Annotated in this window: 19 protein-coding genes and 1 tRNA gene; 8 read left to right on the plus strand and 12 right to left on the minus strand. The window is 60.0% G+C overall.

All coding sequences use genetic code 11. The annotated features are described in order from the left end of the window. Window positions 1-50: 50 nt before the first annotated feature. A complete protein-coding gene (locus OLW90_RS00940; protein WP_055122404.1) occupies window positions 51-254 on the plus strand; it encodes a cold-shock protein in 204 nt (67 codons plus the stop codon). A 512-nt stretch (window positions 255-766) separates the two neighbouring features. Next, entirely contained in the window at window positions 767-946 is a 180-nt protein-coding gene (locus OLW90_RS00945; protein WP_319650436.1) for a hypothetical protein, read from the plus strand. A gap of 84 nt (window positions 947-1,030) precedes the next feature. Here OLW90_RS00945 and OLW90_RS00950 read toward each other — a convergent pair whose 3' ends face one another. Beyond that, entirely contained in the window at window positions 1,031-1,657 is a 627-nt protein-coding gene (locus OLW90_RS00950; RefSeq protein ID WP_319650437.1) for a DedA family protein, read from the minus strand. 235 nt (window positions 1,658-1,892) lie between these two features. Next, entirely contained in the window at window positions 1,893-2,405 is a 513-nt protein-coding gene (locus OLW90_RS00955; protein WP_319650438.1) for a hypothetical protein, read from the minus strand. Window positions 2,406-2,599: 194 nt separating this feature from the next. Between OLW90_RS00955 and topA the strand changes: the two genes are divergently transcribed. Together topA and OLW90_RS00965 are read left to right on the plus strand one after the other, a co-directional pair. Beyond that, window positions 2,600-5,485: a type I DNA topoisomerase gene (topA, locus tag OLW90_RS00960; RefSeq protein WP_319650439.1), complete on the plus strand. Its 2,886-nt coding sequence runs from the start codon at window positions 2,600-2,602 to the stop codon at window positions 5,483-5,485. 291 nt (window positions 5,486-5,776) lie between these two features. Further along, window positions 5,777-11,074, plus strand: coding sequence for a VaFE repeat-containing surface-anchored protein (locus tag OLW90_RS00965; RefSeq protein WP_319650440.1), 5,298 nt, complete (start codon window positions 5,777-5,779; stop codon window positions 11,072-11,074). Window positions 11,075-11,598: 524 nt separating this feature from the next. On the opposite strand, the gene OLW90_RS00970 is transcribed toward OLW90_RS00965, so the two are convergent. From OLW90_RS00970 to OLW90_RS01015, 10 genes are all read right to left on the minus strand, one after another. Then, window positions 11,599-11,817, minus strand: a complete 219-nt coding sequence (locus OLW90_RS00970; RefSeq protein WP_319650441.1) for a hypothetical protein — start codon at window positions 11,815-11,817, stop codon at window positions 11,599-11,601. Continuing rightward, window positions 11,810-12,229: a hypothetical protein gene (locus OLW90_RS00975; RefSeq protein WP_319650442.1), complete on the minus strand. Its 420-nt coding sequence runs from the start codon at window positions 12,227-12,229 to the stop codon at window positions 11,810-11,812. Before OLW90_RS00975 ends, OLW90_RS00970 begins: the two co-directional genes overlap by 8 nt. Before the next feature lie 176 nt (window positions 12,230-12,405). After that, window positions 12,406-12,711: a hypothetical protein gene (locus tag OLW90_RS00980; protein ID WP_319650443.1), complete on the minus strand. Its 306-nt coding sequence runs from the start codon at window positions 12,709-12,711 to the stop codon at window positions 12,406-12,408. A 150-nt stretch (window positions 12,712-12,861) separates the two neighbouring features. Beyond that, window positions 12,862-13,407 carry a type II toxin-antitoxin system RelE/ParE family toxin gene (locus tag OLW90_RS00985; RefSeq protein WP_319650444.1) on the minus strand — a complete coding sequence of 182 codons (546 nt, stop codon included), beginning with the start codon at window positions 13,405-13,407 and terminating at the stop codon, window positions 12,862-12,864. A gap of 44 nt (window positions 13,408-13,451) precedes the next feature. Continuing rightward, window positions 13,452-13,754, minus strand: coding sequence for a type II toxin-antitoxin system prevent-host-death family antitoxin (locus tag OLW90_RS00990; protein WP_319650446.1), 303 nt, complete (start codon window positions 13,752-13,754; stop codon window positions 13,452-13,454). 525 nt (window positions 13,755-14,279) lie between these two features. Beyond that, window positions 14,280-16,208: an OPT family oligopeptide transporter gene (locus OLW90_RS00995; RefSeq protein ID WP_319650448.1), complete on the minus strand. Its 1,929-nt coding sequence runs from the start codon at window positions 16,206-16,208 to the stop codon at window positions 14,280-14,282. Between the two features lie 401 nt (window positions 16,209-16,609). After that, the gene (locus OLW90_RS01000) at window positions 16,610-17,068 is read right to left on the minus strand and encodes a DUF2335 domain-containing protein (protein WP_319650449.1); all 459 of its coding nucleotides are present in this window, start codon (window positions 17,066-17,068) and stop codon (window positions 16,610-16,612) included. 148 nt (window positions 17,069-17,216) lie between these two features. Next, window positions 17,217-18,317 (minus strand): hypothetical protein, encoded by a 1,101-nt coding sequence (locus OLW90_RS01005; RefSeq protein WP_319650450.1) that lies wholly within the window; start codon window positions 18,315-18,317, stop codon window positions 17,217-17,219. A 144-nt stretch (window positions 18,318-18,461) separates the two neighbouring features. Beyond that, the gene (locus OLW90_RS01010; protein ID WP_319650451.1) at window positions 18,462-18,899 is read right to left on the minus strand and encodes a methylated-DNA--[protein]-cysteine S-methyltransferase; all 438 of its coding nucleotides are present in this window, start codon (window positions 18,897-18,899) and stop codon (window positions 18,462-18,464) included. Between the two features lie 2 nt (window positions 18,900-18,901). Then, window positions 18,902-20,428 carry an adenylate/guanylate cyclase domain-containing protein gene (locus OLW90_RS01015; protein ID WP_319650452.1) on the minus strand — a complete coding sequence of 509 codons (1,527 nt, stop codon included), beginning with the start codon at window positions 20,426-20,428 and terminating at the stop codon, window positions 18,902-18,904. A 26-nt stretch (window positions 20,429-20,454) separates the two neighbouring features. On the opposite strand from OLW90_RS01015, the gene OLW90_RS01020 reads away from it, so the two are divergent. The 4 genes from OLW90_RS01020 to OLW90_RS01035 all read left to right on the plus strand — a co-directional run bounded on the left by OLW90_RS01020 (window position 20,455) and on the right by OLW90_RS01035 (window position 24,632). Next, on the plus strand, window positions 20,455-21,750 hold the full coding sequence (locus tag OLW90_RS01020; protein ID WP_413464494.1) for a DNA polymerase III subunit delta': 1,296 nt from the start codon (window positions 20,455-20,457) through the stop codon (window positions 21,748-21,750). Window positions 21,751-21,766: 16 nt separating this feature from the next. After that, window positions 21,767-21,842: transfer RNA gene (locus OLW90_RS01025), tRNA-Thr, on the plus strand. A gap of 339 nt (window positions 21,843-22,181) precedes the next feature. Continuing rightward, entirely contained in the window at window positions 22,182-22,454 is a 273-nt protein-coding gene (locus tag OLW90_RS01030) for a CopG family transcriptional regulator (RefSeq protein ID WP_319650455.1), read from the plus strand. A 591-nt stretch (window positions 22,455-23,045) separates the two neighbouring features. Then, entirely contained in the window at window positions 23,046-24,632 is a 1,587-nt protein-coding gene (locus OLW90_RS01035; RefSeq protein WP_319650456.1) for an FAD-binding oxidoreductase, read from the plus strand. The last annotated feature ends 9 nt before the right edge of the window (window positions 24,633-24,641 follow it).

Consider the following 24,641-nt stretch of genomic DNA (forward strand, 5'->3'; position numbering starts at 1 on the left):
CTGGCGCACCAGAGCGTCAGCACAGAACCAAAAGAAAAGGTTGCAAAAACATGGCACAGGGAACTGTTAAGTGGTTCAATGCCGAAAAGGGCTTCGGCTTCATCGCTCCCGAGGACGGCTCCGCCGACGTCTTCGTGCACTACTCCGAGATCCAGGGCAACGGCTTCCGCACCCTGGAGGAGAACCAGCGCGTGGAGTTCGAGATCGGTGAGGGCGCCAAGGGCCCCCAGGCTCAGCAGGTGCGCGCGCTTTAAAGCTCGCACGGGAGGGCCGCAGGCTGGGTACGTCCCGGTGTGCGGCCCTTTTCTTATGCTTATCGACGGGTTGGGGGAAGTGGCGGCGTACACGCCGTGCCGCATGCGGGTCAGCGTGCCACGTTCGGCTAAGTGGCGCAGGGAGAGTGAATCTACACCGTGATTTTGCCTATGCCGAGGTGGCTGGTCCCATCGCTGTAAGGCCAGGTCACCGATGATTTTCGTGGCCTCCGTTCCTTTAGTGGTTCAAAAATTACGGTATAGGATATTTTTGAGTCACAGGACTGGGGTGGATGGTTCTACGGAACGGCAAGGTTGGGTGGTGGCCAAGGGGAAATACTTCAAGATGAGGTGTCCTTGCCCTGAATGACAGATAAAAACGGTTCACCTTAGCCCGTATGATCCTCATTGTAGAAGAAACTTAATCTCGAATATTCTATGGAAAATCTGCCGGAAGGAAGGGTTTTGATATATACTACTGAGATTAATCAGAACTATGCGGAATGGGGTATGTGCCTGAAGAGCTGGAGAATTATTTAGACAGGGTGATGGATGAGTTCTACAAGGTAGGAGTGGAGGCTGATTATCTTTTTGTTGGAGCTACATCACAGGTCTCCTGGACGATCACGGTGGAAGCAATGGATGAGGCGGAGGGGCGGGTACGGCTCTACGATCTCTGGCCGATGCCTTGAAAGCCGTGGGTGTCTCTCACGATCCCCGAGAGAAAGCACTTTCCTAATGGTTACGCCATAGCGAGAGCCTGGTGCCCCAACTCCTCACGCCCGCGAAACCCCCGAGCGCACCTCGGAGTAATCGCTGAATCGGGCGTGCACCTTGTCAATGGCCACGCCCACCAGTGCCCCCAGCGTGAGCCCGAGCGCCAGCCCCGCCAGGGGGTAATCCTGCACCACGTATCCGCCCAGGTATCCCACGAACCCGGCCTGAACCGCCCAGATGAGTACCCCGATGGTGTCAAAGAAGAAGAACTTGCGCCACGGGTAGCGCATGGAACCCAGGGAGAGGGTGAGCACCAGGCGGCCCCAGGGGATAAAGCGGGCGATGATGATGGTAAAGCCCGCGCGTTTTTTCATATTGGCCGATACCCAGCGCATGGAGGCCGCGAGTTTGCTCTTGGGCGGGGCGGAGCGAATGAACTGCACAAAGCGGGTGCCCAGCAGGTAGCACACGTTATCGCCCAGCATGGCAAAGGCTATTCCCACGCCGATGATGCCCCAGATATTGGGGCTGCCCGTGCTGCCTGACCACGCCCCGGCCATCGTGAGAATGGACTCGCTGGGGAAGAAGGGAATGAGGCAGTCCAGGAACACCATCGTGGCGGTGAGGGGGTAGAACCATGCGGAGGACATGAAGAGCTCGATCCATGCCTCAATCTGATGGGTCATTCATCACCTCCGGGGATCGTTGCCGGGAAACCGTTGTCACTTCAGCACTCCGGCAGGGGCTGCTCGCTTACAGGTGGATTCTAGTAGGTTCTTGGTGCGGGCACCCAGTGGTGGGGAGAATGGGCTTGATGCATGAGTCTTGTGGAGGTAGCATGAGGTCACTGCCGCCTGTTACGACAGGTTAGGAAGAAGATCCTAGGATCCCAGCCGGACGACTGGACCTAGGATCTTCGTTTTAATCCGTGAGAGATTCTGGTGTGCTGCGGTTGAGAATTACTTTATCGGATATCTTCTCCCAATCCCTGCTCGTGCCCGAGTGTAAAGAGTTTATCGTTCCGAGGATGATGTCGGGAATCCATAATAGTGGTTCATCGCCCCTGCGTATGTGGTGTAGATGAATGTTGGTGCTCTGGCCGCCAGCCTGGAGTGCAACGATATGTTCAATATCTTTCCTGTTTTGCGTCGGGTGTCTGCTTTCCAGGGTCACCTCGTTGATCTGCATATCGGATAGCTCAAAATATAATTGTTCCAAGCACTTCCTGCGGTAGCGTTCGGTTTTTCTGCTCTTTTCGCTTCGGTGCGTGATGATTACTTGGATGGCATCGAGGCGAGAGACGGCGGCGATAATCTCTTCTTTCCGCTTCTTGCTCTCATCGGTCCAGTGGAGTTTGATCTGTCCGGGGAGGCGTAAGGGGAGTAGGGCGCTACGCACGGCATCGAGGTGTGCAGGGGAAGGATCGTGGCGCACACCATGTACTCCTGGTGCCGGGGAATCCTGGACGCCGATGACTCATCGACGTAGGCAACTAATTGGCCCTCCATCTCGTATATCGTACCCAACCCCCCGCGCGTAACCGCACCATTAAATACTGTGGGCGGTGCCTGTGTACGGTGTACGTGTAGTAGTAGTTATTCGTTGCGCGAGGGAAGGGATGTACTCCCGTGGCAGATACTAAGGGGCCGGGCGTGAAGCGCCTGGTCATTGTGGAGTCGGCAACCAAGGCGAAGAAGATCCAGCCTTACCTGGGCGATGATTACATCGTCGAGGCCTCGGTGGGCCATATCCGTGACCTGCCGCGTGGTGCCGCGGATGTCCCCGCCAAGTACAAGAAGGAGCCGTGGGCCCGCCTGGGCGTGGACACGGAGCATGGCTTTACGCCCCTGTACGTGGTGAGCACGGATAAGAAGAAGAAGGTGGCGGATCTTAAGGCCAAGTTGAAGCTCGTGGATGAGTTGCTGCTGGCCACGGACCCCGACCGCGAGGGGGAGGCCATCGCCTGGCACCTGCTGGAGGTGCTCAAGCCCAAGGTGCCGGTGCGGCGCATGGTGTTCAACGAGATCACCAAGTCCGCGATCCTCGCGGCGGCGGAGAATACCCGCGATCTGGACGATAATCTGGTGGACGCGCAGGAAACGCGCCGCATCCTGGATCGCCTGTATGGCTATGAGGTTTCCCCGGTGTTGTGGAAGAAGGTCATGCCGAGGCTTTCTGCGGGCCGCGTGCAGTCCGTGGCCACCCGCGTGATCGTGGAGCGTGAGCGCGAGCGCATGGCCTTTACCTCGGCGGAGTATTGGGATGTGGCGGCCACGATGGATACCGGGGTGGCGCAGTCCGATCCCGATAATCCTCGGGAGTTCGTCGCGCGCCTGTCCCGCCTGGGCGGGAAGAAGGTGGCGCAGGGGCGTGACTTCAACGATTCCGGTGAGCTGAAGGGTTCCGCGAAGGCGGAACTGGTGGTCGTCGATAAGCAGCGGGCCGAGGCCCTGGCTGCGGAACTGACTGGGGCCACCGCGCGCGTGACGGACGTGGAGGAGAAGCCCTACACTCGCCGCCCGTACGCGCCGTTTATGACCTCCACGTTGCAGCAAGAGGCGGGGCGCAAGCTGCATTACACCTCGGAGCGCACCATGCGCATTGCGCAGCGCCTGTATGAAAACGGCTTCATTACCTATATGCGTACGGATTCCACGTCGCTGTCCGCGCAGGGCATGCAGGCGGCGCGGGAGCAGGCGCGCGAGTTGTACGGGGAGAACTTTGTGGCTCCTTCGCCGCGCCGCTATGACCGCAAGGTGAAGAACTCCCAGGAGGCGCACGAGGCGATCCGTCCCGCGGGCGAGCGCTTTGCCACCCCGGGGCAGTTGCATGGCAGGCTGGACGCGGAAGAGTACAAGCTCTATGAGTTGATCTGGCAGCGCACGGTGGCCTCGCAGATGGCGGACGCCAAGGGCACCTCGTTGAAGGTCACGCTGCTCGCCAGCGCCTCCGAGGAGGCGGAGTTTGCCGCCACGGGGCGCACCATCACGTTCCCAGGCTTCCTGCGCGCCTACGTGGAGAGCACGAAGCTTGCCGACGGCCGCGACCTCGCCGATAATGCCGAGCGACGCCTCCCGCGCCTCACCGAGGGCGATAGCCTCACCGCCGCGCGGCTCAGCGCGGATGGGCACACCACCAACCCCCCGGCCCGCTACACCGAGGCCAGCCTGGTGAAAAAGATGGAGGAACTGGGCATCGGCCGCCCCTCCACGTATGCCTCCATCATCAAAACCATTCAGGATCGCGGCTACGTGATGGTGCGCGGTAATGCGCTGGTGCCCAACTGGGTGGCCTTTGCCGTGGTGGGGCTGCTGGAAAATAACTTCTCCGCCCTGGTGGATTATGATTTCACCTCCTCGATGGAGGACAAACTCGATGACATTGCCACCGGCTCTGCGCACGGCGTGGATTGGCTCACCGGCTTCTACTTTGGCAACCTGGAGGCCGATGAGGACATCGCGGATGCCATCGCGCGGCGCGGCGGGCTCAAGACCCTGGTGGGGGAGAACCTGGAGCATATCGACGCCCGCCAGGTGAACTCCCTGCTCCTCTGCGAGGACGCCGAGGGCCGCCCCATCTATGTGCGCGTGGGCCGCTACGGCCCCTACATCGAGCGTCAGGTGGGCACCACCGCCGAGGGCGAGCCGGAGTACCAGCGCGCCAACCTCTCCGTGGACACCACCCCGGAGGAATTGACTCTCGACGCCGCCGAAAAACTCTTTGCCACCCCCCAAGGCGGGCGTGAACTGGGTGTGAACCCTGCCAACGGGCGCGTGATCGTGGCCAAGGAGGGGCGCTACGGCCCCTATGTGACCGAGCAACTCCGCGAGGACGAGCAGGAGCGGGCCGAGGCCGAGGCGGAGAAGGTGGTGGCCGCCGAGCGCGCTGAGGAGGATCGCCAGCGCGCAGCCGAGGGTAAGCGGGCCAAGAACTGGGAGACCAAGACCGCCGCCAAACAGAAGGAAAAGCGCGTGGCCGCCCTGGTGGAGGAATCCCTCAAGCCCGCCACCGCCTCCCTGTTCTCCTCGATGGAGCCGGCCACTGTGACGTTAGAGCAGGCGCTACAGATCCTTGCCCTCCCGCGCGAGGTGGGGGTGGACCCGTCCGATGGCGAGGTGATTACCGCCCAGAACGGCAGGTACGGGCCGTACCTGAAGAAGGGCTCGGACTCTCGATCCCTGGCCAGTGAGGAGCAGATCTTTAGCGTGACCCTGGACGAGGCGCGGCGTATTTACGCCGAGCCCAAGCGGCGCGGGCGCGCCGCCGCCAAGCCTCCGCTCAGGCAGTTAGGGGACAATGATGTCTCTGGGCGGCCCATGAGCGTGAAGGACGGGCGCTTTGGTCCATACGTCACTGACGGCCAGACCAATGCCTCCCTGCGGCGTGGCGACACCCCGGAAACCATGACCGATGCGCGGGCTAATGAGTTGCTTTCTGAACGTAGGGCCAAAGAGGCCGCTGCACCAGACAAAAAGCCCGCCAAGCGGACACGGAAGCGGGCGACGGCCAAATAAACCACTCCCCACCAGGAATAATTCCGGTGGGGAGTTTTCTATGTCGTGGATCACTATGCAGATATTTCATTGAACCTTAATATCTACTTTAGTACCTATTTGGGGTGATTTCGGGTGGTGGCTGGAATGCTTGCGCGCTGACGCAAGGGACGGTCCATTCCCTTGAAAAGACCCTGGAAGCGTGTTAAAGTTCCAGTGTCAGCGCTATCGCTGCGTCTAAGGTAGGTACAGTATGAAACACATAGCAAGTATTCATTACGATCAGAGGGCTGGAGGTGAGACCAGTGTCTGATGGTGAAAAAAACGATTAGTACCTTTGGTATATCAAAGGCTGTAAAGAGGGTTATTGCTTTCTTTGCTGCTTTGGTGATCGCGGTTTCCGGTTCGACCTCCGTGGCGAACGCTCTGGATTACGGTGAAGAGTTCTTCCTTGATCCGCAGAGGAGCATGTATCCCACGAGTGGCATGAGGGTCGATGGTGAGGATGTTCCTTTGGGAACTGGTCTTGATCCGCTGCTGCAAACTCGCAGCGGAGAGGCTATTCCCAATATTTATGCTTACTGTGTGGAATACCAAATCTTTGTTAAAGATTCTTCCGCTAAGGCCTTTACGTGGACCGAATACAACGATAAGGTCCGCTCGGAAAATCTGAAGAATCAAGATAACCGAGAGAAGATTAACTGGATTCTCCACAATGCCTACCCGATGCTCCCTGAGAAGGAGCTTGCGGAAAAGGCTGGCCTTCCGAACCTTTCTAAGGCTCATGCTGTTGCGGCTACTCAGCTTGCGATTTGGAAGTTTAGTGATGGGCTTGACGCTAATGAGCGAGTGAAGGGTGTTCCGCCCAACGTTCTGAAGGCTTACGATTACCTGACTGGCCCGGACAACACGGGCCGCAAGGAAAGCACCTCCGGTAATAACCGGACCGGTGCTTATGTTGTGCCTGATGATAAAGATGGTCAGCACATGGTTATCGTGGACGTGGATAGTGATCCCGAGCCGGAACCTACCCCTGGCCCGGAGTCTGAGGAGTCTACTACTCCCGAGGAGACCCCGGAGGTTACCGAACGTCCGGCTCCGAAGAACCCGAAGATCAGCACCTCTGCTGAGTTCGCTGAGGGTGCTAATCAGGTTGTTGCTGGCGCTACGGTGAATGACGCTGTGACGTATGAGGATCTGGTTCCGGGTAAGCAGTACACGCTTGAGGCTTCGTTGGTTGATAAGGCTGATGAGTCGAAGGTGGTGGGTTCTGGTTCGCAGTCGTTTACGGCTGATGAGTCCGGTAATGGTTCTGTTGTTGTTCCGATTAAGGTCAGTGATGATGTTGCGGAGCCGGTTGCGGCTGCTGTGGCGTTTGAGACGTTGAAGTCGGATGATGATGAGGCTCAGGCGAATAAGGCTGAGGATCTGCCGGAGGGTTCTGCTCCGGATGTGATTGCTGAGCATAAGGACATCAATGATGAGGCTCAGACTGTGGAGTCTGCTGAGGATCAGCAGGCGAAGATTGAGCTGAAGAAGTACATCGGTACGGAGGAGTTCGCTGGTTCGGAGAAGCCGCAGGGTCAGCCTGGTGCTGATGGTGTGGTGGATGCGCAGACGGCTGATGAGGCGTTTGCTGCTAAGGCTGCTGGTGATGATCTGACGGTGACGTTCGCGGTGACGAACACTGGTGCGTTGAACCTGAAGGATGTTTCTGTTGCTGATGCGTTGATGGATTCTGATACTGCGGGTATTGATCCGGGTACGGTTTCGCCGGAGAAGCAGGATATTGCTGTTGGTGAGACGAAGTACTTTACGGCGAAGATTGCTGCGCCGGAGGCTGGGAAGTTGCATGCTGACCAGGCGAAGGCGGAGGGTACTCCGGTTGATGAGCAGGGTAATGAGGTTCCGTTTGTTGATGAGGATGGTAATCGTCAGGAGCCTGGTTCTCGGGTTCCGTCGAATGAGGATCCTGCGCATGCGGTGACCCCGGAGTCGAAGACTGCGGATGTGGAGCTGAAGAAGTACATCGGTGCGAAGGCTGAGAATGCTGATTCGTTGTCGGTTGCTGAGGCCGAGGCCCTGAATGATTCTCAGACTGAGGACACTGCCCATGAGGCTGCTCAGGCTGATGAGGACCTCACCGTAGCGTTCGTGGTGGAGAACACCGGTCAGTTGGATCTGGCAGATGTGAAGGTCTCGGATGAAGCCATCAAGGCGGCGTTTAAGAATGCTGTTGATGGCACCGAGGCTGGTCTGGATGCTGATACTCCGCAGGTGAGCAATATCCGTGCGGTGGATGCTGAGAAGCAGAAGCTGTTGAAGGTTGGAGAGAAGATGGTCTTTGTGGGCGATCTGAAGGCTCCGGCTGCGGGTAAGCTGCATGCTGATAAGGCCAAGACCACTGGTACTCCTGTTGATGAGAAGGGTGAGCCGACTGGTTACGCCCCGGTCGATGAGAATGGCAAGCCGGTTGTTGATGAGCAGGGTAATCCTGTGGTTAATGAACCGGGTACGCCGGTGGAGTCTGAGGAGGACCAGGCTCACGCTACGACCCCGGAGGATCAGTCTGCGAAGATTGAGCTGAAGAAGTACATCGGCGCCAAGACCGATATCACCTCCGTGTCCCAGGCCGAGGGTCTGAACGATTCTCAGACCGAGGATGCTGCCCATGAGGCGGCCAAGGCTGATGAGGATCTGACTGTGGCCTTCGTGGTGGAGAACACCGGCGAGTTGGCTTTGAAGGACATTCAGAACCCGTCGGATGAGGCGATCAAGGAAGCATTCACCAATGCTCTTGATGGCACGGTGTCCGGTGTGGATGCTGATACCGCCCAGGTGACCAACATCAAGGTTGCTGATTTCGCGGATAATGCTGATAAGCAGCGTTTGCTGAAGTCCGGTGACAAGGTTGTCTTTGTTGGTGATCTGAAGGCTCCTGCTGCGGGTAAGCTGCATGCGGATAAGGCGAAGTCCACGGGTGTTCCGGTGGATGAGTCTGGTGAGCCTGTGGAATACACCCCGGTTGATGCTGATGGCAAGCCGGTTGCTGATGAGCAGGGTAATCCTGTGATCAACAAGGCGGAGACGCCGGTGGAGTCCAATGAGGATCCTGCTCATGCGCGTACCCCGGAGAAGCCTGAGCCGGAGATTGAGACCGTTGCCAAGTTCAAGGACGCTGAGTACAACGTTGTTATTGCTGACAACGTGATCGTTGATACGGTGAAGTACTCTGGTTTGGTTCCTGGTAAGTCTTACGATGTCACTGCTGAGCTAGTGAATAAGGCTGATGGGGCTGTGATTGGTGAGGGCTCTGCCACGTTCACGGCTGAGGATTCGGGTTCTGGTTCTACGGAAGTGGAGCTGACGGTGAATGCCGATGTTGAGGAACCCGTCGCTAGTGCTGTTGTCTTTGAGACTCTGACGTCCTCGGATGCTGAGGCTCTCGAGGCGAAGGCCTCGGATGAGGTTCTTGATGGTGAGGACGCTGCGAAGGGTGCGATTAAGCAGCTGCCTAAGAGCGTGGATCGTCCTTCGGTGATTGCTGTTCACCATGACATCGAGGACACGAAGCAGACCGTGGAGACTGATGACTCCAAGGTGAAGCCGAAGCCGCGTCCCTCGGAGTCTGTGGTTCCGTCGGACCAGCCGGTGAACCCCCAGCCGAACCCGGAGGATGAGCCTTCCGATGCGCCGAAGCCGACGTCGGAGCAGACCTCTGCTCCGGAGCCGACCTCAACGGTGACCTCTGAGCCGGCGACCCCGGGCGAGCCCGCGACCGAGGAGCCTGCTGAGCCGACCGATCTGAAGCCCTCCGTGACCACCTCGGTGGATCCGAAGGCCGTGGATGAGATCGTGCCTGGTGGCAAGGTTGTGGATAAGGTGTCCTACCAGGGCCTCAAGCCCAACACGGAGTACACCTTGCAGGCCGAAATGCGCGATAAGGATAACGAGGATCGCGTGATTGGTTCCGGTGAAAAGACCTTCACCACGCCGAACTCGGATGCTGAGTCCGTGTCCGGCACGGTGGATGTGGATATCACCTTCAACGCCAATGCCACGGATGTGAAGTCCGCGGTGGCCTTCGAGGAACTGACCTCCATGGTGGTGGATGCCAAGGGCAACCCGACGCCGGATGCTTCCGTGCCGAATGTGATCGCTGAGCACAAGGACATCAATGATGCGGCTCAGACCGTGAGCACCCGCGAGAAGCCCGAGCCTGGTGAGCCGAAGTTGGAGTTGAAGAAGTACATCAACGACAACGATGCTCAGGACTGGAACACGGCGGAGCAGCTGAAGCCGGGTGAGAAGGCCACGGTGAAGTTCGTGGTGAAGAACACCGGCGAGGTTGATCTGTTCAACGTGACGCTGTCCGATGAGACGGTTGAGGGCGTGGGCGATGTTGTGAACATCACCCCGGATCAGATCGACCGCCTCAACGTGGGTGAGTCTGGAGAGTTCACCGGTGAGCTGACGCTGCCGGAGAGCAACCAGAACCACAAGGATGTCGCTAAGGCCGAGGGTGTTCCGCCGAACCCGGAGAACCCGGACGAGCCTGGCCTGGATCAGCCGAAGGTGCCCTCTAACGAGGACCCGGCCCACGCTGAGACCCCGGGTGAGGGTGAGCCCAAGCTGGCTCTGAAGAAGTACATCAACGGTGAGGATTCGCAGACCGCGAATGAAGCCGTGGAGGCTTCCAAGGCTGGCGATGAGCTTGAGGTGACCTTCGTGGTGAAGAACGTTGGAGACGTGAACGTCTTTAACGTGACGGTGGAGGACAACCTGCTGGAGAACGATGAGTCCGGCGTGAAGGTTGATGATCCGAAGCCCGCTACGGATGAAGATGCCAAGAAGGCCGAGCGCCTGGCGCCGGGTGAGGAAGTGACCTTCAAGGGCACGATCCCCGCACCGGAGGCTGGGAAGCTGCACGCCGATGAGGCCAAGGCTAAGGGTGTTGGTCCGAACCCGGAGAATCCGAACGAGCCCGGCGATAAGCCGGTGGAGTCCAACGAGGATCCGGCGCACGCTAAGACCCCGAAGCCCGGCGAGCCTGTGGTGCCGGTGCCGCCGAAGCCGGGTGAGCCGGAGCCGAAGATCACCACGGATGCCGCGATTGAGGGCAATGGGCCTTTGGTTGCTGGTGCCACGGTGGTTGATACGGTGAGCTTCACTGGTTTGAAGGTGGGCCAGCGTTACGAGCTGGAGGCTGCGTTGATGTGTAAGGCTTCTGGTGAGTCCACTGGTGCTACGGCGAAGGTGGCGTTTGTTCCGCAGGTTGCGGATGGTCAGATTAATGTGCCGATTTCGGTGACGGATGCTAACTGCTCTGAGCAGGTGGCGTTTGAGACTCTGCGTGATAAGTCTGGTGATGTGGTGGCTGTGCACCATGACATTAATGATGCTGCGCAGACGGTGACTGCTGAGGATGTGACGAAGCCTGCGCCTTCGCCGGAGACGGTGGAGAAGAAGCGGGATCGGAATGTGACGGTGGTTTCTGAGGGTGCGCCTGAGGTTGGTAAGGCTGTGGCGCCGAAGACGCCGCGTCGTTCGATTAAGGCGATTCCGTCTGGTTCCTTGGTGTTGGAGGAGGGTATGCCTTCTCGGATCTAAGGGATCTGATGGTGACCTGTTAGGTCTGTGAGTGTGGGGGTGTGTGGTCCCGGTTGGGGCTGGGCACCCCCACCACCCATGTCTAGGGTTTTTGCTGGTGTGGTTGAGCCAGATGCTGGCGAGGGCTATCCTGGATAAGGACAGCCCACCTTGACTGTCATTAAAAGGCGAAGCCCCCGCCGAGACGTGGAATCCGGGCGAGGGCTTCGTGAGACTAGCTGAGCAGCCTCATGATCGCTTCTACGATAAATCTCGCGATCACGTTGATACTCAGCCGCCCCAGGAACCGTCGCACGGAGTTGCTGCTCCGGCGGCGGTTCCTTTTATCTTCGCTTTCGCGTCGATGGCGGGCCATTCGTCTCACCTCCTCCCTGACAGTCGAAGGTGCTTCCCTGGTGGGGTGCGTGCCTCCGCCAGGTGGTGGAGACTTATCGCACCACCAGGAGGAGCCGGGTATGTTCCCGGCAAAAGGTATATTACCGTGGATCGGCGGGGTGGGTCTGTGGGACGTCGGAAAGCAAAACCTACACAAGCGTGGTGGTGTGCTCGCGCAGGTATTCCCGGAGTCCGGGCAGCGTGAACTCGATCAGGCCAGTTCCGGCTGGGCGAATAACTCCGGCTTCGAGGAGGCGCTGGCGGTACACCGAGGTGTAATTCTTTTCCACGCCCATGCGGGTGGCAATGTCGTTGATCCGGGAGGGGCCGGAGTTCTGGGCCATGTGGATGAGAAAGGTCTTATCCACGTTGGAGAGGTCGCGCAGGGAGGTGGCATGGACAGAGGCTTCCGAGGCGGCGGCGAGCGCGCTCGATGCCGTGTTGGGCGTGGCTGGCCTCGATGGTGGGGCCGGTGGCGTGCCGCCAGGTGTTGTGGCCCACTAGCTGAATCATGAAGGGGTATCCTTCTGTGGCTGTGGCGCAGAGTTCTAGGGCCTCGGGAGTGATTGTCTTGCCGGAAGCCTCGATGGGATCGGTGAGCGTGGCGCGGACGTCGCTAAGCGAGGCGTTACTGAGCTCTATGCGCTCGGCGCAGCGCAGGAATGTGAGTACGGAATCACTGAGGAGGTTGGAGATAGCGCCGGGTAGGCCCGCGAGAATGAGGGCAAAGGGGTATTCCTCGCGGACAAGGTGTTGGGAGAGCGCTCCGAGTTGGCGCAATTCCTCCCTGTCCGCCCTGTCTGCTCCGTGGACTTCGTCGACGGAAATAACTAATCCTACCCCTCGCTGCTGAAGCTCAGTGAGTAACCGAGTGACGGACTGCCTCAGGCCGGTATCCGGGCGAGAGGGGTAATCCAGATTAATTCCTCCGATTGGGGTGCTGAGTCCGGCAATTCTCAAGGCGGAAGGGCGCTTTCCGCAGAGTGGAGTTCCTCAACTCCAAACCGGAGGCGTTCTAGGAGGCCTGCGGTGGCGGTCTCAGAAAGGTGCAGCCAGCCCTCGGATCGCGCTACGTCCTCAAGGGCATTAAGCATGACGGTTTTGCCCGTTCCCCGAGGGCCAGTGATGAGGGTGAGCAAGCCGGGGGCACCGGGGCCATCAATAAGCGATTCGCGGAACTTCGTTGCCTCCTCATCGCGGCCAACGAGGAGGGGCGGGGTGGCACCTGCGGTGGGGGTGAAGGGATTGCGGAGGTGCGTCATGCTAGAGATTTAGACTCTTTTATACCCTTTATACTTTTGTTTCCTTCTTCGATGTTTTGGGGCGGTGGCTCCCCGGGTTTGCGCCCTGTGGGCTCTGCGCCTGGGGCATGACCTCTGGAGGGCCTGGGTGCTCGGTGGTGAAGCTGGGGGCTATGGGTTATCTTGGTGGCGTGACCAATGGGCCATGAGCAGGCCTTGGGCATCTTCCTCGCTGAGCTTTGAGATCTTGGAAAGTGAATAACCTAGTTCCTTCTGTAGTGCCGTGGCCAGCCAGGAAGGTAAAGGGGTGGGTATATCGGGCTCGGGGAGAGCGGTAATCTGATGGAAACTCTGTCCCATGCTTTCAAGGATGGTGGCTAGGGAATGCGCCTGGGGAGAACCTGACTCCTTGAGTTGTTCTATTCGCCGTGCCATCTCGTCATATACTTCGCCGTCGGAGCGGGCTCCTGCGGCCCAGAATTCTGCGATTTCTAAAACGGGGTTGTGGTTATCGTCGATGGTTTCTCGCCATATGATGCGATAATCTCGGTTGCCGACGATGAGTTTGCGAAAACCAATGAGTGCGCCTAAAAGAGGTTCCCCGGCGCCGGGTGAACGCTCTAAAAGGAGCATCTTCTTGAAGATCTCACGGACAATTTGGGGATCCTTTTTACGCAGGCGAACAAGATCTGCGATGGCATCCTCGGTGAGGCGCACGCGGGCGTGAGAGGTGGGGAGCGGTATGGGTGGGCTAGATGGTGCTAGACGGTGTGGAGTTCGGAGGCGAGTTCAGCCTCAAGTTCGGCACGGGTGAGCCCGAAATGATCTAGGGCCTCATCGAGATCGGTGCGCTCGCCGCAATCCGTAAGAAATCGGGCTAATATTAGTGCTGCGTCGCGTAGTTTTTCCCGGTCATCGCGGAGCGTGGCCATTTCTTGGGTAGAGACGATCTCCGCCACCGGCTGTCCGTGGCGGGACAGGATGACCTGTTGGTTCTTTTCTGCGGAGGCGACTAACTGGGAGATGCCCCTCCGGGAGGCTGTGGTGATCGAGATGGTCTCCATGCGGGTATTCTATGTAGATTTCTATGTATGTTCAAGGGGGCTCTGAGGTTGAGGTCGAGGAGTGTGCCCGTATGGGGTACAGGCAGAGGTTTATTTACAGGGCTGCACTTGCCGGTAGTGTGGCATCTTCGTAGTCGCTTGACCAGGGTTAAGGCCGGTGAAGATTTCACCTCAGTAGCCCTGTGGATAAACCTCATTATGTCCGAATCTTTAACCCGTTTATGGCATTAAGACTAAATTGAGTACTGATTAGCGGCTGGCTCCGGTGTTGGGAAAACGGGTAAGGTTTTGTTCAACTCACTTTGATTCAGTATTTGCATAGGCAACTTGGCCTATCTCCGGCGCTGCGGTTACCGGTTTTGTTGGATACCTGCCCTGATAATGATGTGGTTACCATTGGTAAGAACAGGAGCTCCTCAAAACTGGGCGGAGCTTGCTCTCTGGAAGTGTTATTAGGTTTTGAGAAAGGGCATCCTCCCAGCCTCTTAAGGCCGTGGAGAATGCCCTCTGGCAGTGCGAGAACCCTTACCCGCTCTTCTTGCTCACCCACCGATACAGCCCCACCGTGAGCAGGGCAAAGACCACGATCCCCACCCACTGCCCGGCGGACTCGTAGCCCTCGGGGAAGATCGCCAGCGGGGAGGCCTTGCCCGTGGCCGCGATGATTCCGGCGTTCAGAACGCCAAACAGGCTCTCGCCCACGATCAGCCCGGTGGCCATGAGCACACCGAGGCGGGTAGCCTTTTCCGGCTGCGCGCTGCGGGCGGCGCGTCGATTATAAAGCGCGCCGATCACGCTGCCCACCACGATCATCAGCGTCAGCCCCATCGGCAGGTACATACCCATTCCTACAGCCAGGGGCGGCAGCGCCAGGCGCTTGGCGGAGGTGCGGTTGAGGGTTTCGTCGATAGCAATAATGCCCACGGCGATGAGCGCGCCCAGGCCCACCTTGCCCCAATCCAGGGAGTCCCCGAAGATCCCCTGCGCCACGGAACTCATCAGGGCCGCCTGGGGCGCGGCGAGCGCGTCCGGGCCCGCGCCCTCCGCTCCCTGGAAACCAAAGGCCTGGAGCATGAGTTGCAGGATCGGCGGAATGACTAACGAACCAAAGATCACGCCGATGATGAGCGCCACCTGCTGCTTCCAGGGAGTTGCGCCCACGAGCTGGCCGGTTTTGAGATCCTGGAGATTGTCATTGGAAATGGTGGCAATGCCAAATACCACGGCGGCGGTAAAGAGCGTATAAGCCACAAGCGCGGTGGGATTGGTTTGGGATTCGGAGCCGGTGGCCACCTTAATGAGCAGCGCTGCGGAGAGCACCGTGATAATACCCATCGAGGAAATGGGGCTATTCGACGCCCCGATAAGCCCAGCCATGTATCCGCACACGGCGGCAATAAACAGCCCGGAAATAAGGGTGAAAAGCACGCTGAGCGTGATGAGCAGGCCGGTATGATGGCCGATCTCCGTGCCGCGCAGGAAGCTCCACAACAGCAATCCAATGGGGATCATGGACGCTACAATGCTGATGATCACCAAGGGGAAAGGGAGATCGCGCTCCACCAATTCCACCTCCTGCCCGCTCTTGCGGGCGCGGGAGGAAAGCAGCGAGGAGCGGATACCGCGCGTGATGGGGCCGATGATCTTCAACAGCGTCCACAGCGCCGCCACCGCCATGGCACCCGCGCCCACAAAGCGAACGTCCTGGCTGAACACGGTGGCCACGGACTCGGAAACATCGCCGGTGGCGGGAACCTCGCCCCTGGTGAAGATGGGCATGAGCACGCCGTGAGCGATCAACACACCGGCGAGCATGGCGATGCCCACCGTGATTCCCACCAGGTGCCCCACGCCGATGAGAGCCAGGGATAAACTGCTGCCCATCATCACGCCGCCCGTGCCCACCTTGAACGCGGTGGAAACCTCGGTGGCCACGGCCTTGAGCGCCCCGAGCAGGCCAAAGAACGCAGAAGCCAGCGCGCCGCCGACGATCACGTGCAGGCCGCGACGATTCTCCTCCGCCGAACCCTGTTCATCGCCCACGCGCAGCACCTCGGCGGCGGCCACGCCCTCCGGGAAGGGAAGGTCAGAGCCGGTGACCAGGGCGCGGCGCAGGGGGATGGAATACATCACGCCTAGTACGCCGCCGATCATGCACACCAGAAGGGTGGTCCAATAGGGGAAGCCCTGCCACCAGCCGACCATGACCAGGCCGGGGAGCACGAAGATGATGGCGGAGAGCGTGCCGGCCGCCGAGGCGATGGTCTGGACGATGTTGTTCTCCACCACCGTGTGCTGCGCGAACTTGCGCAACACCGCCATGGAGATCACGGCGGCGGGAATGGAGGTGGCAAAGGTGAGTCCCACCTTGAGGCCGAGGTAGACGTTGGCGGCGGTGAAAACCAGGGTGATGAGTCCACCCAGGATCACCGCGCGGAGAGTGAGTTCGCGCATGGGAGCCTCCCTGCTAGGGGAATAAAAACGATGAGAGGTAGGTTACCCCTCCCTGGCAATGCGGGAGGGGTAACCCCGGTGGGGTGTGGGTCACAGGGCTACTCGCCTGCTGGGGAGGGCTTAAACTAAGTTTCATCTTCCGTAGTAGAGGGCGAAAATAAGGGAACCCCCACCCGCGGGTCAAAACAAGTGAGGGTTCCTGGTTTGAGCTGGCGATAGGATCCATAGCCACTTTATGGCTTCGCGAATGCACATCACGATGCCGTAGGCTGTGGCCCGCTCCAGGGCCCGTCGCAGAGATTTCTTGATCTCGCGGCGGTCTGGACGCAAATCATTTTATGGTAGGAAAAATAGTTTGCCGGTATGCCGGTTGAACTGCGGTGGGGTGTGTGCCGCAGGGCTTAGCTTGGGAGATCCTTGTTGGGCTTGCTGCGGAACCACGTTTCCGTGAACCTGGGCTGGATCAGAATCCCGAGCGAGTGCATGGCTCCGAGTACTCCTAAGCCAATGGCAAGCCCTTGTTGGCCGAGGGCGGCGGGGATGATGGCGATGGAGGCGAAAAATATGGTCAGGAAGAAGTAAAGTTTTTGCCTCCTGCGGATAGACTCCGCCTCTGCGGATATTCTCCGAGCCGCAGCATGGTTTACTTCCGCGTTGGAATGGGTTGCTGCGTTTGTGGCTTCGGCGGCCTTTTCCGCCATTGCCACTATGCGGTCGGCTAATCCGGCCTGGATCTGTTCATACTGGGATAAATCCTCGGGAGGAGGAAGGGGAATGGGCCCCTGATGATCCGTAGGATGCGCGTCTATCGCTGGATCCTGCGTTGTCTTTGGCTCCTGATGGGAGTGCTCATTACTCATCGTTTCTCCGTATGTGAGATCATGCGGTATAGGTTTTCCAGCCTAGAGGCGAAGAGCCTTGCCCTCCACCCCCAGCAAATACTCCTTAACGGCCAGGCCACCGGCGTAGCCGCCCAGGGAGCCGTCGGAACGCAGAACCCGGGGTGGATCACGGGGTTGCTCGCCGGTTGTGGGGAGGGGATTCTAGATCGGTGGTGTCGCGTGCGCTTTGGAGCGAGGCCAGGGTGTGGTAGCGGGGTTGCTTGGCAAAGGCGCTTCCACGTCCTCTTTTTGGGTGGGGAATGGGGGCGGGGAGGGTGATGGTATTTTCATCTTTAGGGGAGGATAGGAGGAAAACTTGATAGACGGGATCATTCCATCCATTCGCTTTTGATGCTTGTATGATTTTTGCTATGTCTTTGTCGATGGAACTAGAGGATTTATTTAATTTTTTAGCGTTGGCTCCGTTCCAGTCGATGGCGTCAAATCGGTGTTCTATTTTGGTGATAATTGCCTGAATGGAGTGATTGGCGTAGAACGCCAGGTAATCTACGTTCCTGATTGAGCGTCCGGCTTTGACAATGCAAGCGTTTTGCTTTCGGTTGATGTAAAGATCCCATGCTTTGGGGTCGGGTATGATAGCCACGTTTCGCAGAGGGGTTACCGGACGCTCATTCGTGGCTGATATTACTTTCTGCTGGATGGATTTCATCCACGTCTCGGCATCTTTGTCCATCCAGCCGACGAGGCGAATGATTTTTTGTGCCTCCACCTGGAGGTCAATCTCAAGGGTACTGCCGTGGTGTGCGATTCGATTTCGCACATACCCTATTGATGCAAGGTATTCCGCGATGGTTGAGCGGTCAGCCTTAGAATTGGGGAAAACGTATTGTAGGGAGTGTCGCCAAAGCTCCTCGTATTTATTTTCAAATAGCGATTGCCAGAATCCAAAGGTGAGGCCGGAATAGATCCTTCCGGGAGTGGGAACCTTGCCTCGCTTTTTGATTCGCGCGGCTACTTCTTGTATTGAATCGGCCTCTTGCGTCCAGGGGGTTCCGGGGAGAAGGCTCTGGGAGGGGGTGCTGTGGTTGAGCTGGGAGATTATTTTATTCCGAAGTAAAACCTCAAAGTGGTGGATGAGTTCAAAGAGCGATGCGGATGCGGCGGCATTCCATTCATAGAGTTTACTAGCCATGGTGATGTCACCTCCTGTGGCGGCTTTGTACTCGGCAAATCGCTCCGGTGAAACCCATGATTCTTTTATTTGCATGCAGGCTATGTTACCCTGCTACCGTGGCCCCGGATCGGCCTCTGTCGGTGTCCTTGTGATTGCGCGGCAAGCCCCCGGGGCTTTGCCATGCTTTCAGCTTTCTTCTCTAGGCTGCGTGAGTATGAGGCTTCTTACTGTGTGCTCTCAGGCTGTTTGCCGCCCCTCCACCCCCAGCAAATACTCCTTAACGGCCAGGCCACCGGCGTAGCCGCCCAGGGAGCCGTCGGAACGCAGAACGCGGTGGCACGGCACCACGATGGGCAGGGGGTTGGTGCGGCAGCCGCTGCCCACCGCGCGCGCCGCCCCTGGTTTCCCCAGGGCGGCCGCGATCTCGCCATAGCTGGCGGTGTGCCCGTACCCGATGGTGAGCAGGTGGCGCTGCACCTGGTTCCTAAACCCCGTGGCCTCGCCCCAGTCCAGGGGCACGGTGAACTCCCGGCGTCGTCCGGCAAAGTACTCGGCTAGTTCCTGCCGCGCCTGCTCCACGATGGGGGAATCGGTGGATTCTCCCGCGCCAAAGAGTACGTGGGTCAGTCCGTGCGCGGAGGCCAGCAGCGTGAGCGGGCCGATGGGGGTATCCATACCTATGACCTATCCGCCAGGGTTTCCCTGATCGGGCGGGCCAGTTGCGTCATTTCCCGGCGGCCGCGCAGTTCCACGGACTTCATGAGCGTCCAGCGGGCCTGCTCGGCCTCGTTGGCCCCGCGCAGGGTGGCGGAGTTGGTGAGGATCCGCCCGGGGGTGTCCTTGGCCAGTTCGGTGAGGCGGGCGGCTTGATTCACGGCGTCGCCAATCACGGTGTATTCAAAGCGATCGTGGCCGCCGATGTGCCCGGCCACCACGTGCCCGGCGGCCACGCCGATGCCCGCTTGAAGCGTCATGCCGCGTAGTTCCTCGCGGAGTTCGCGGGCGGCGCTGAGGGCGAGCGAGTTGGCGTCGGCAAGCGGAAGCGGTGCCCCAAAGACGGCCAGGGCGGCGTCGCCCTGGAACTTATTGATGATGCCTTTGTTGCGGTGTACCACCTTGACCACGCGCTCGAAGAAGCGGTTGAGCTCCGCTACCACCTCCTCCGGCTCGTGGTGGACGGCAAAGGCGGTGGAGCCGATGACGTCGATGAATAGCACCGCCACCTTGCGATCCTCCCCGCCGAGGGTGGGGCGTTCCTCCAGCGCGCGGCGGGCCACCTCGGTGCCCACGTAACGGCCAAAGATGTCGCGCACGCGCTGGCGCTCGCGCAGGCCTCGCATCATCTCGTTGAAGCCCGCTTGCAGCACACCGATCTCGGAGCCATCGTAGATGTCCACCTGGGCGTTGGAATCGCCCCGGCGCACGCGATTGATGGCCTCCTGCAACTCCTGGATCGGATCCACCACGCTCATGATGGAGAGCGTGGTGCCCACAAAGCCCGTGACCAGCGCGCCCAGGATGAGCCAGAGAATCGCCGGAATGATGTCCGCAGCGTTCTCCGTGAAAAAGCCAGCCTGCTGCCCCCAGATGAGCAGCAACACGCCGATGGCCGGAACCCCCGTGGTGAGTACCCAGGTGGTGCGCAGGCGGGACTTAATGGGCGGCTCCAGGGTGGAATCCTCGAAGCGGCGTGCCAGGGCGGAGGCCGCCACCGGGCGCACCATGCGCTCGGCCACCAGATAGGTGATGATGATGACCACCGAACCCGCCAGCGCGCAGGCCACCGCGATCACCAGGGCCATGCGCCCGCTGGTGGCGGAGGTGATAATCACCGCGATGAGAATGCCGATAAACCACACGATGGCGCACACCACCGCCTGATAAATGGGCAGGCGCAGCACCAAATTGCGCACCATATTGGGATCGTGCGCCTCCGGGGAGCGCTGCCAATCCAGCACCGGGCGGAACAGGATAAAGGTGGCCGCGATGCTCACCACGGCGGCAAAGACCACATAACTGATGCCGATGGCCGCCAGGTGCGAGCCGGAGGAATCAAAGTGATCCAACTCCGGCAGTGGAATGAGGAAGCGGATGAAGAACATGATGGCCGCCGCCCCAAGGACATTCGATCCGAGCACAAGGGCGGCGTACAGGGGCCAGGAGGTACCCCACAGCCACGTGATGGCCCTGAGCAATCGGTTCATGCTAGATACTCTATCCATTCGCTACCCTGGGTGCGGTGAGCACTTCCCCCCGCAGCGTGGCCGAGCGCCTCGCAGATACCCCCAGCGTGCGCGATGTGGTGTTAAACGCCGCGCGTGCGGCCCGAGAGATGGCCGGTGCGGAGGGGGCCGGGGGTGCTGGCGCTGGGCACGGTGATGCTGCGGGGGGCGTCGAGAGTCCTGGGTTTGGGGCGGGCGCGGGCAGCGCCGCCATGACGCACTCCTGGGTATTTACCGGCGCGCCGGGCTCGGGGCGCTCCCAGGCTGCGCTGGCGTTCGCCGCCGCCCTGGAATGTGCCGGTGAGGAACCCGGCTGCGGGCGCTGCGAGGCCTGCCGCGCCGTGCTCGACGGCGCGCACACCGACGTCGTCCACGTGGTGCCCCAGGCCCTTTCTATCGGCGTGGATTACGTGCGCGAGACGATCATTGCCGGCGCGCATCGCCTCCCCACGGTCTCCCCGTGGCGGGTAGTCATCATCGAGGACGCCGATAGGCTCTCCGCCTCGGCCGCCGACGCCCTACTCAAGACCGTGGAGGAACCCCCCTCGCGCACCGTGATGATCTTCTGCGCGCCCTCCACCGACCCCCAGGATTTTTCCACCACGCTGCGCTCGCGCTGCCGTCACGTCTACGTCCCCTCCCCCTCGGTCGAGGAGATCACCCGCCTACTCGTGGCGGAGGAGGGCGCCACGGAAAACGACGCCCGCCTCGCCGCCCAGGCCTCGCTGCGGCACATCGGCCGTGCACGCAGGCTGGTCACCACCCCCAGCATGCAGCAGCGCCGCGCCGCCGTGCTAGGGCTCGCGGAGCTAATTCGCCACGGCGACCAGGCATTCCAAGCCATGTACACGCTGGTCAAGACCATAGAAAAGGAGGCCACCGAGGCCTTCGCGGAGGCCGACGCCGCCGAGCGCGAGAAACTAGAGCGCTCCCTGGGGGCCGGGGGCAGGGGCAAGGGCGCGCAAAAGGCCACCCGGGGCTCGGCGGGCATGGTCAAGGAACTGGAAAAGGCGCAGAAAATGCGCACGACGCGCCGCCGCCGCGACCTCCTCGACCTGGCTCTGGTGGATCTCTCCGGCCTCTACCGCGACGCCCTCCTGCGGGCGGTGGGGGCCACGGTGGAGCCGGTTCACCCCGATTTCTCCGGGCTGGCGGGGGAACTGGCGGATTCCGTGGGGGAGCGGGGGCTGGTGGAGTGCCTGGACGCCATCGCGGTGTGCCGCAGGCACATCACGGAAAACGTGCAGTTCAGCATCGCTACCGACGGCCTGGTGGGCCGTTTGCGGCAAGCATACGGGGTGTAGTAAGGTAATCGCTCGTGCCGCCTTAGCTCAGTCGGTAGAGCGATTCACTCGTAATGAATAGGTCGCGAGTTCGATTCTCGCAGGCGGCTCCACTTTTATCTTGGGGGAGTGTTGTCGGGGTGCCAAGCGTGTACGGCACGTGTACGATGATGGGGGTAGTTGGTGCTATGCGGTTGGTTGGGATTGTATGGGATGATCGCAGTGAAGGCCATATTGCTCGGCATAACGTTGATCCATATGAGGTGGAAGAGGTCTTAGGGTCTCGTCCTCTTGTGTATCGCCGGGGCTGGGGTGGAACGGAATATACTTTCGGTCAGACCTATTCAGAGCGTTACCTTTTATTGTATTAATACAGGCGCCCGATGGCCGTACCCGTGTGATAACCGCCCGCGATATGACGCTGAGGGAACGATACCAGTTAAGGGGGGGATATGAATAATCCCGATTTCTTTGATGCGCATGATTTTTCTCAAGAAATTCAGAATGCACAACCGGCGGAGTGGGAAGTGTCTCCGATGTCCGCGTTTACGGTGCGGCTTCCGAAACAGGTATTGGAGGCTCTCCGCGACCTTGCCCGACAGCGTGGAGTGACCACGGGCCAGGTAATGAGGGATATTCTCACGAGTGCGGCGGAGGAAGGAGCGAAGCCGGAGAAGATGATTCCTGCTTCTGAACTGCGGGCCTTGATCACCCGGGTGCCGTGAGGTGGGTGCACCGCTTGGCTGATTCCTGGCGGGAGGCGGCCGACTTCTTGGAGGTTGGCCGTCCCACTGTGGAGAAACACCTCGAAGAGAATCGGTTACCTTTGCGAGCGAATTTCCGAAGAGCGTTGGAGAATCTTTTTATTGGATGCTATCTCCTATAAGCTCCTAGGGGGAGAGAAAAAGATTCTTGATGAGCTGACTGCGGAGGCATCTGGATTAGGGCTTTACGAGGTGGAAGCGCATGAGTATCGGGAACCGCTGCGGGAAATTCGGAAATCTTCTGGGGAAAGTTGCACTCTTTGGGGCGGGGATACCTCATGGTCGGGCTGAGATAATCGCGGGCATGACAGGCTTTGTGCGGGAAGAGTCTCCATGAGGGCTGTGGACGCTACCAGACCTATCTTGCCCCCGCACCCCCTTTTAGGGGGTAGCCCTCGCCCCGTGAAAACCGCCCTTCACCAGCGCGTATCGGCGCTTAGGTGCGCCAGCGCCAACCCCTCAATCAAACTGACACTTTTACAGAAAGTGTAAAAGTGTCATGATGTGACCATGGCTACTGACACCTCTCATACCGGCATTCCTCTCCCCCCGATGTCCCACAATCTGTGGGGCACCCCGGAGGAAGCAAAGCCCCTTTCCGGCAGCGTGCGCAAGTTGGTCTCCACGGTGCTGGGGGCCAATGCCGATGAGGTCAACCGCATTCCCGCAGCGGAGATTCAACTCAGCGAGGTGCGCCTTAGCGAGGAGGATCTGGGTGCGCTGCGGGGGATCGTCGGTAAGCAATACGTGAGCACCGAGCACGAGCAACGAATGCGCCGGGCGCGCGGAAAATCCTACCCTGACCTGCTGGATTGGCGCTCTGGCCGGGTGATTGACGCGCCGGACGCCGTGGTGGTCCCCGGCACCGAGGAGGAAGTTGAACAACTGCTGCGCTGGTGCACCGAGCAGCGCGTGGCGGTGGTGCCCTTTGGCGGCGGAACCAGCGTGGTGGGGGGCGTGGCGCCCAAGAAGGGCCAACTGCGCGCGGTGATTAGCCTCGATCTGGTGCGCTTTGATGAGTTGGAGGACGTGGACACCGTCTCGATGGAGGCCACGCTGGGCGCGGGGCTCTCCGGCCCGCACGCGGAGTTGAAGCTTGCCCAGCACGGCTTGCAGATCGGCCACTTTCCGCAGTCCTTCCCCTATGCCACCATCGGCGGTTACGCCGTTACGCGTTCCTCCGGGCAGAACTCCGCAGGTTATGGGCGCTTTGATGAGATGGTGCGCGAACTCACCGTGGTGACCCCGGTGGGAATCACCCGGGTGGGGTACCAGGCTCCGGCTTCGGCGGCGGGCCCGGATCTGCGCCAGTTATTCATGGGGTCGGAGGGCACCCTGGGCGTGATCACGCGGGTGCGCCTGCGGGTGCACCCCATCCCGGAGGTCAAGCGCTACGAGGCGTTTAGCTTCCCCTCCTTCGCCGCCGGAGCCGACGCCATGCGCGAGGTCACGCAGACGGGCACCGGCCCCACGGTGCTGCGCCTTTCCGATGAGATCGAGTCCAGCATCAACCTTTCCTCCACCGATAAGATCGGTGATTCCGATGACGCCGATTCCGGTTGCCTGCTGCTGACCATGTACGAGGGCACCCCGGAGCATGCGGAGGCTCGCCACGAGGAAACCCGTGACCTGCTGCTTTCCCTGGGCGGGGTGTCTCGCGGCGAGGGGCCGGTGCGCCAGTGGGAGCGCGGCCGATTTGGTGCGCCGGTGCTGCGCGATGGTCTGCTGGATCAGGGAGCGGTGTGCGAGACCTTTGAAACGGCCACCGAGTGGTCCAACGTGGAAAAGGTCAAGCAAGCCGTGACCGAGGCCGTGGGGACCTCCCTGGCGGAATCCGGCAGTTCCGCGATCATCATGTGCCACATCTCGCACGTGTATCACGGCGGCTGCTCCCTGTACTTCACCATCATCGCTGGTCAGCGTGGCGACGACCCCGCCGCCCAATGGTGGAAGGCCAAGGAGGCCGCCTGCCAGGCGATGGTGGATAACGGCGCGACGATCACGCACCACCACGCCGTGGGCACCGATCACCGCCCCTGGGTGCACAAGGACCTGGGCGAGCTGGGTTCTACCATCTTGGCCTCGGTGAAAAAGACCCTCGATCCCGCCGGGATCCTCAACCCGGACAAGTTGTTCTGATACTTCCCG

It is taken from the genome of Corynebacterium sp. 21KM1197, assembly GCF_033783015.1.
Taxonomy (GTDB): Bacteria; Actinomycetota; Actinomycetes; order Mycobacteriales; family Mycobacteriaceae; genus Corynebacterium.

What these genes read in the sequence shown, in the direction of transcription:
- OLW90_RS00990 (WP_319650446.1), bottom strand. Translation starts at nt 13,754, where the DNA reads ATGGAGACCATCTCGATCACCACAGCCTCCCGGAGGGGCATCTCCCAG.
- OLW90_RS01000 (WP_319650449.1), bottom strand. Translation starts at nt 17,068, where the DNA reads ATGAGTAATGAGCACTCCCATCAGGAGCCAAAGACAACGCAGGATCCA.
- OLW90_RS01035 (WP_319650456.1), top strand. Translation starts at nt 23,046, where the DNA reads ATGTCCCACAATCTGTGGGGCACCCCGGAGGAAGCAAAGCCCCTTTCC.
- OLW90_RS01015 (WP_319650452.1), bottom strand. Translation starts at nt 20,428, where the DNA reads ATGAACCGATTGCTCAGGGCCATCACGTGGCTGTGGGGTACCTCCTGG.
- OLW90_RS00995 (WP_319650448.1), bottom strand. Translation starts at nt 16,208, where the DNA reads ATGCGCGAACTCACTCTCCGCGCGGTGATCCTGGGTGGACTCATCACC.
- OLW90_RS00940 (WP_055122404.1), top strand. Translation starts at nt 51, where the DNA reads ATGGCACAGGGAACTGTTAAGTGGTTCAATGCCGAAAAGGGCTTCGGC.
- OLW90_RS01005 (WP_319650450.1), bottom strand. Translation starts at nt 18,317, where the DNA reads ATGCAAATAAAAGAATCATGGGTTTCACCGGAGCGATTTGCCGAGTAC.
- OLW90_RS00950 (WP_319650437.1), bottom strand. Translation starts at nt 1,657, where the DNA reads ATGACCCATCAGATTGAGGCATGGATCGAGCTCTTCATGTCCTCCGCA.
- OLW90_RS00965 (WP_319650440.1), top strand. Translation starts at nt 5,777, where the DNA reads ATGGTGAAAAAAACGATTAGTACCTTTGGTATATCAAAGGCTGTAAAG.
- OLW90_RS01010 (WP_319650451.1), bottom strand. Translation starts at nt 18,899, where the DNA reads ATGGATACCCCCATCGGCCCGCTCACGCTGCTGGCCTCCGCGCACGGA.
- OLW90_RS01030 (WP_319650455.1), top strand. Translation starts at nt 22,182, where the DNA reads ATGAATAATCCCGATTTCTTTGATGCGCATGATTTTTCTCAAGAAATT.
- OLW90_RS00980 (WP_319650443.1), bottom strand. Translation starts at nt 12,711, where the DNA reads ATGACGCACCTCCGCAATCCCTTCACCCCCACCGCAGGTGCCACCCCG.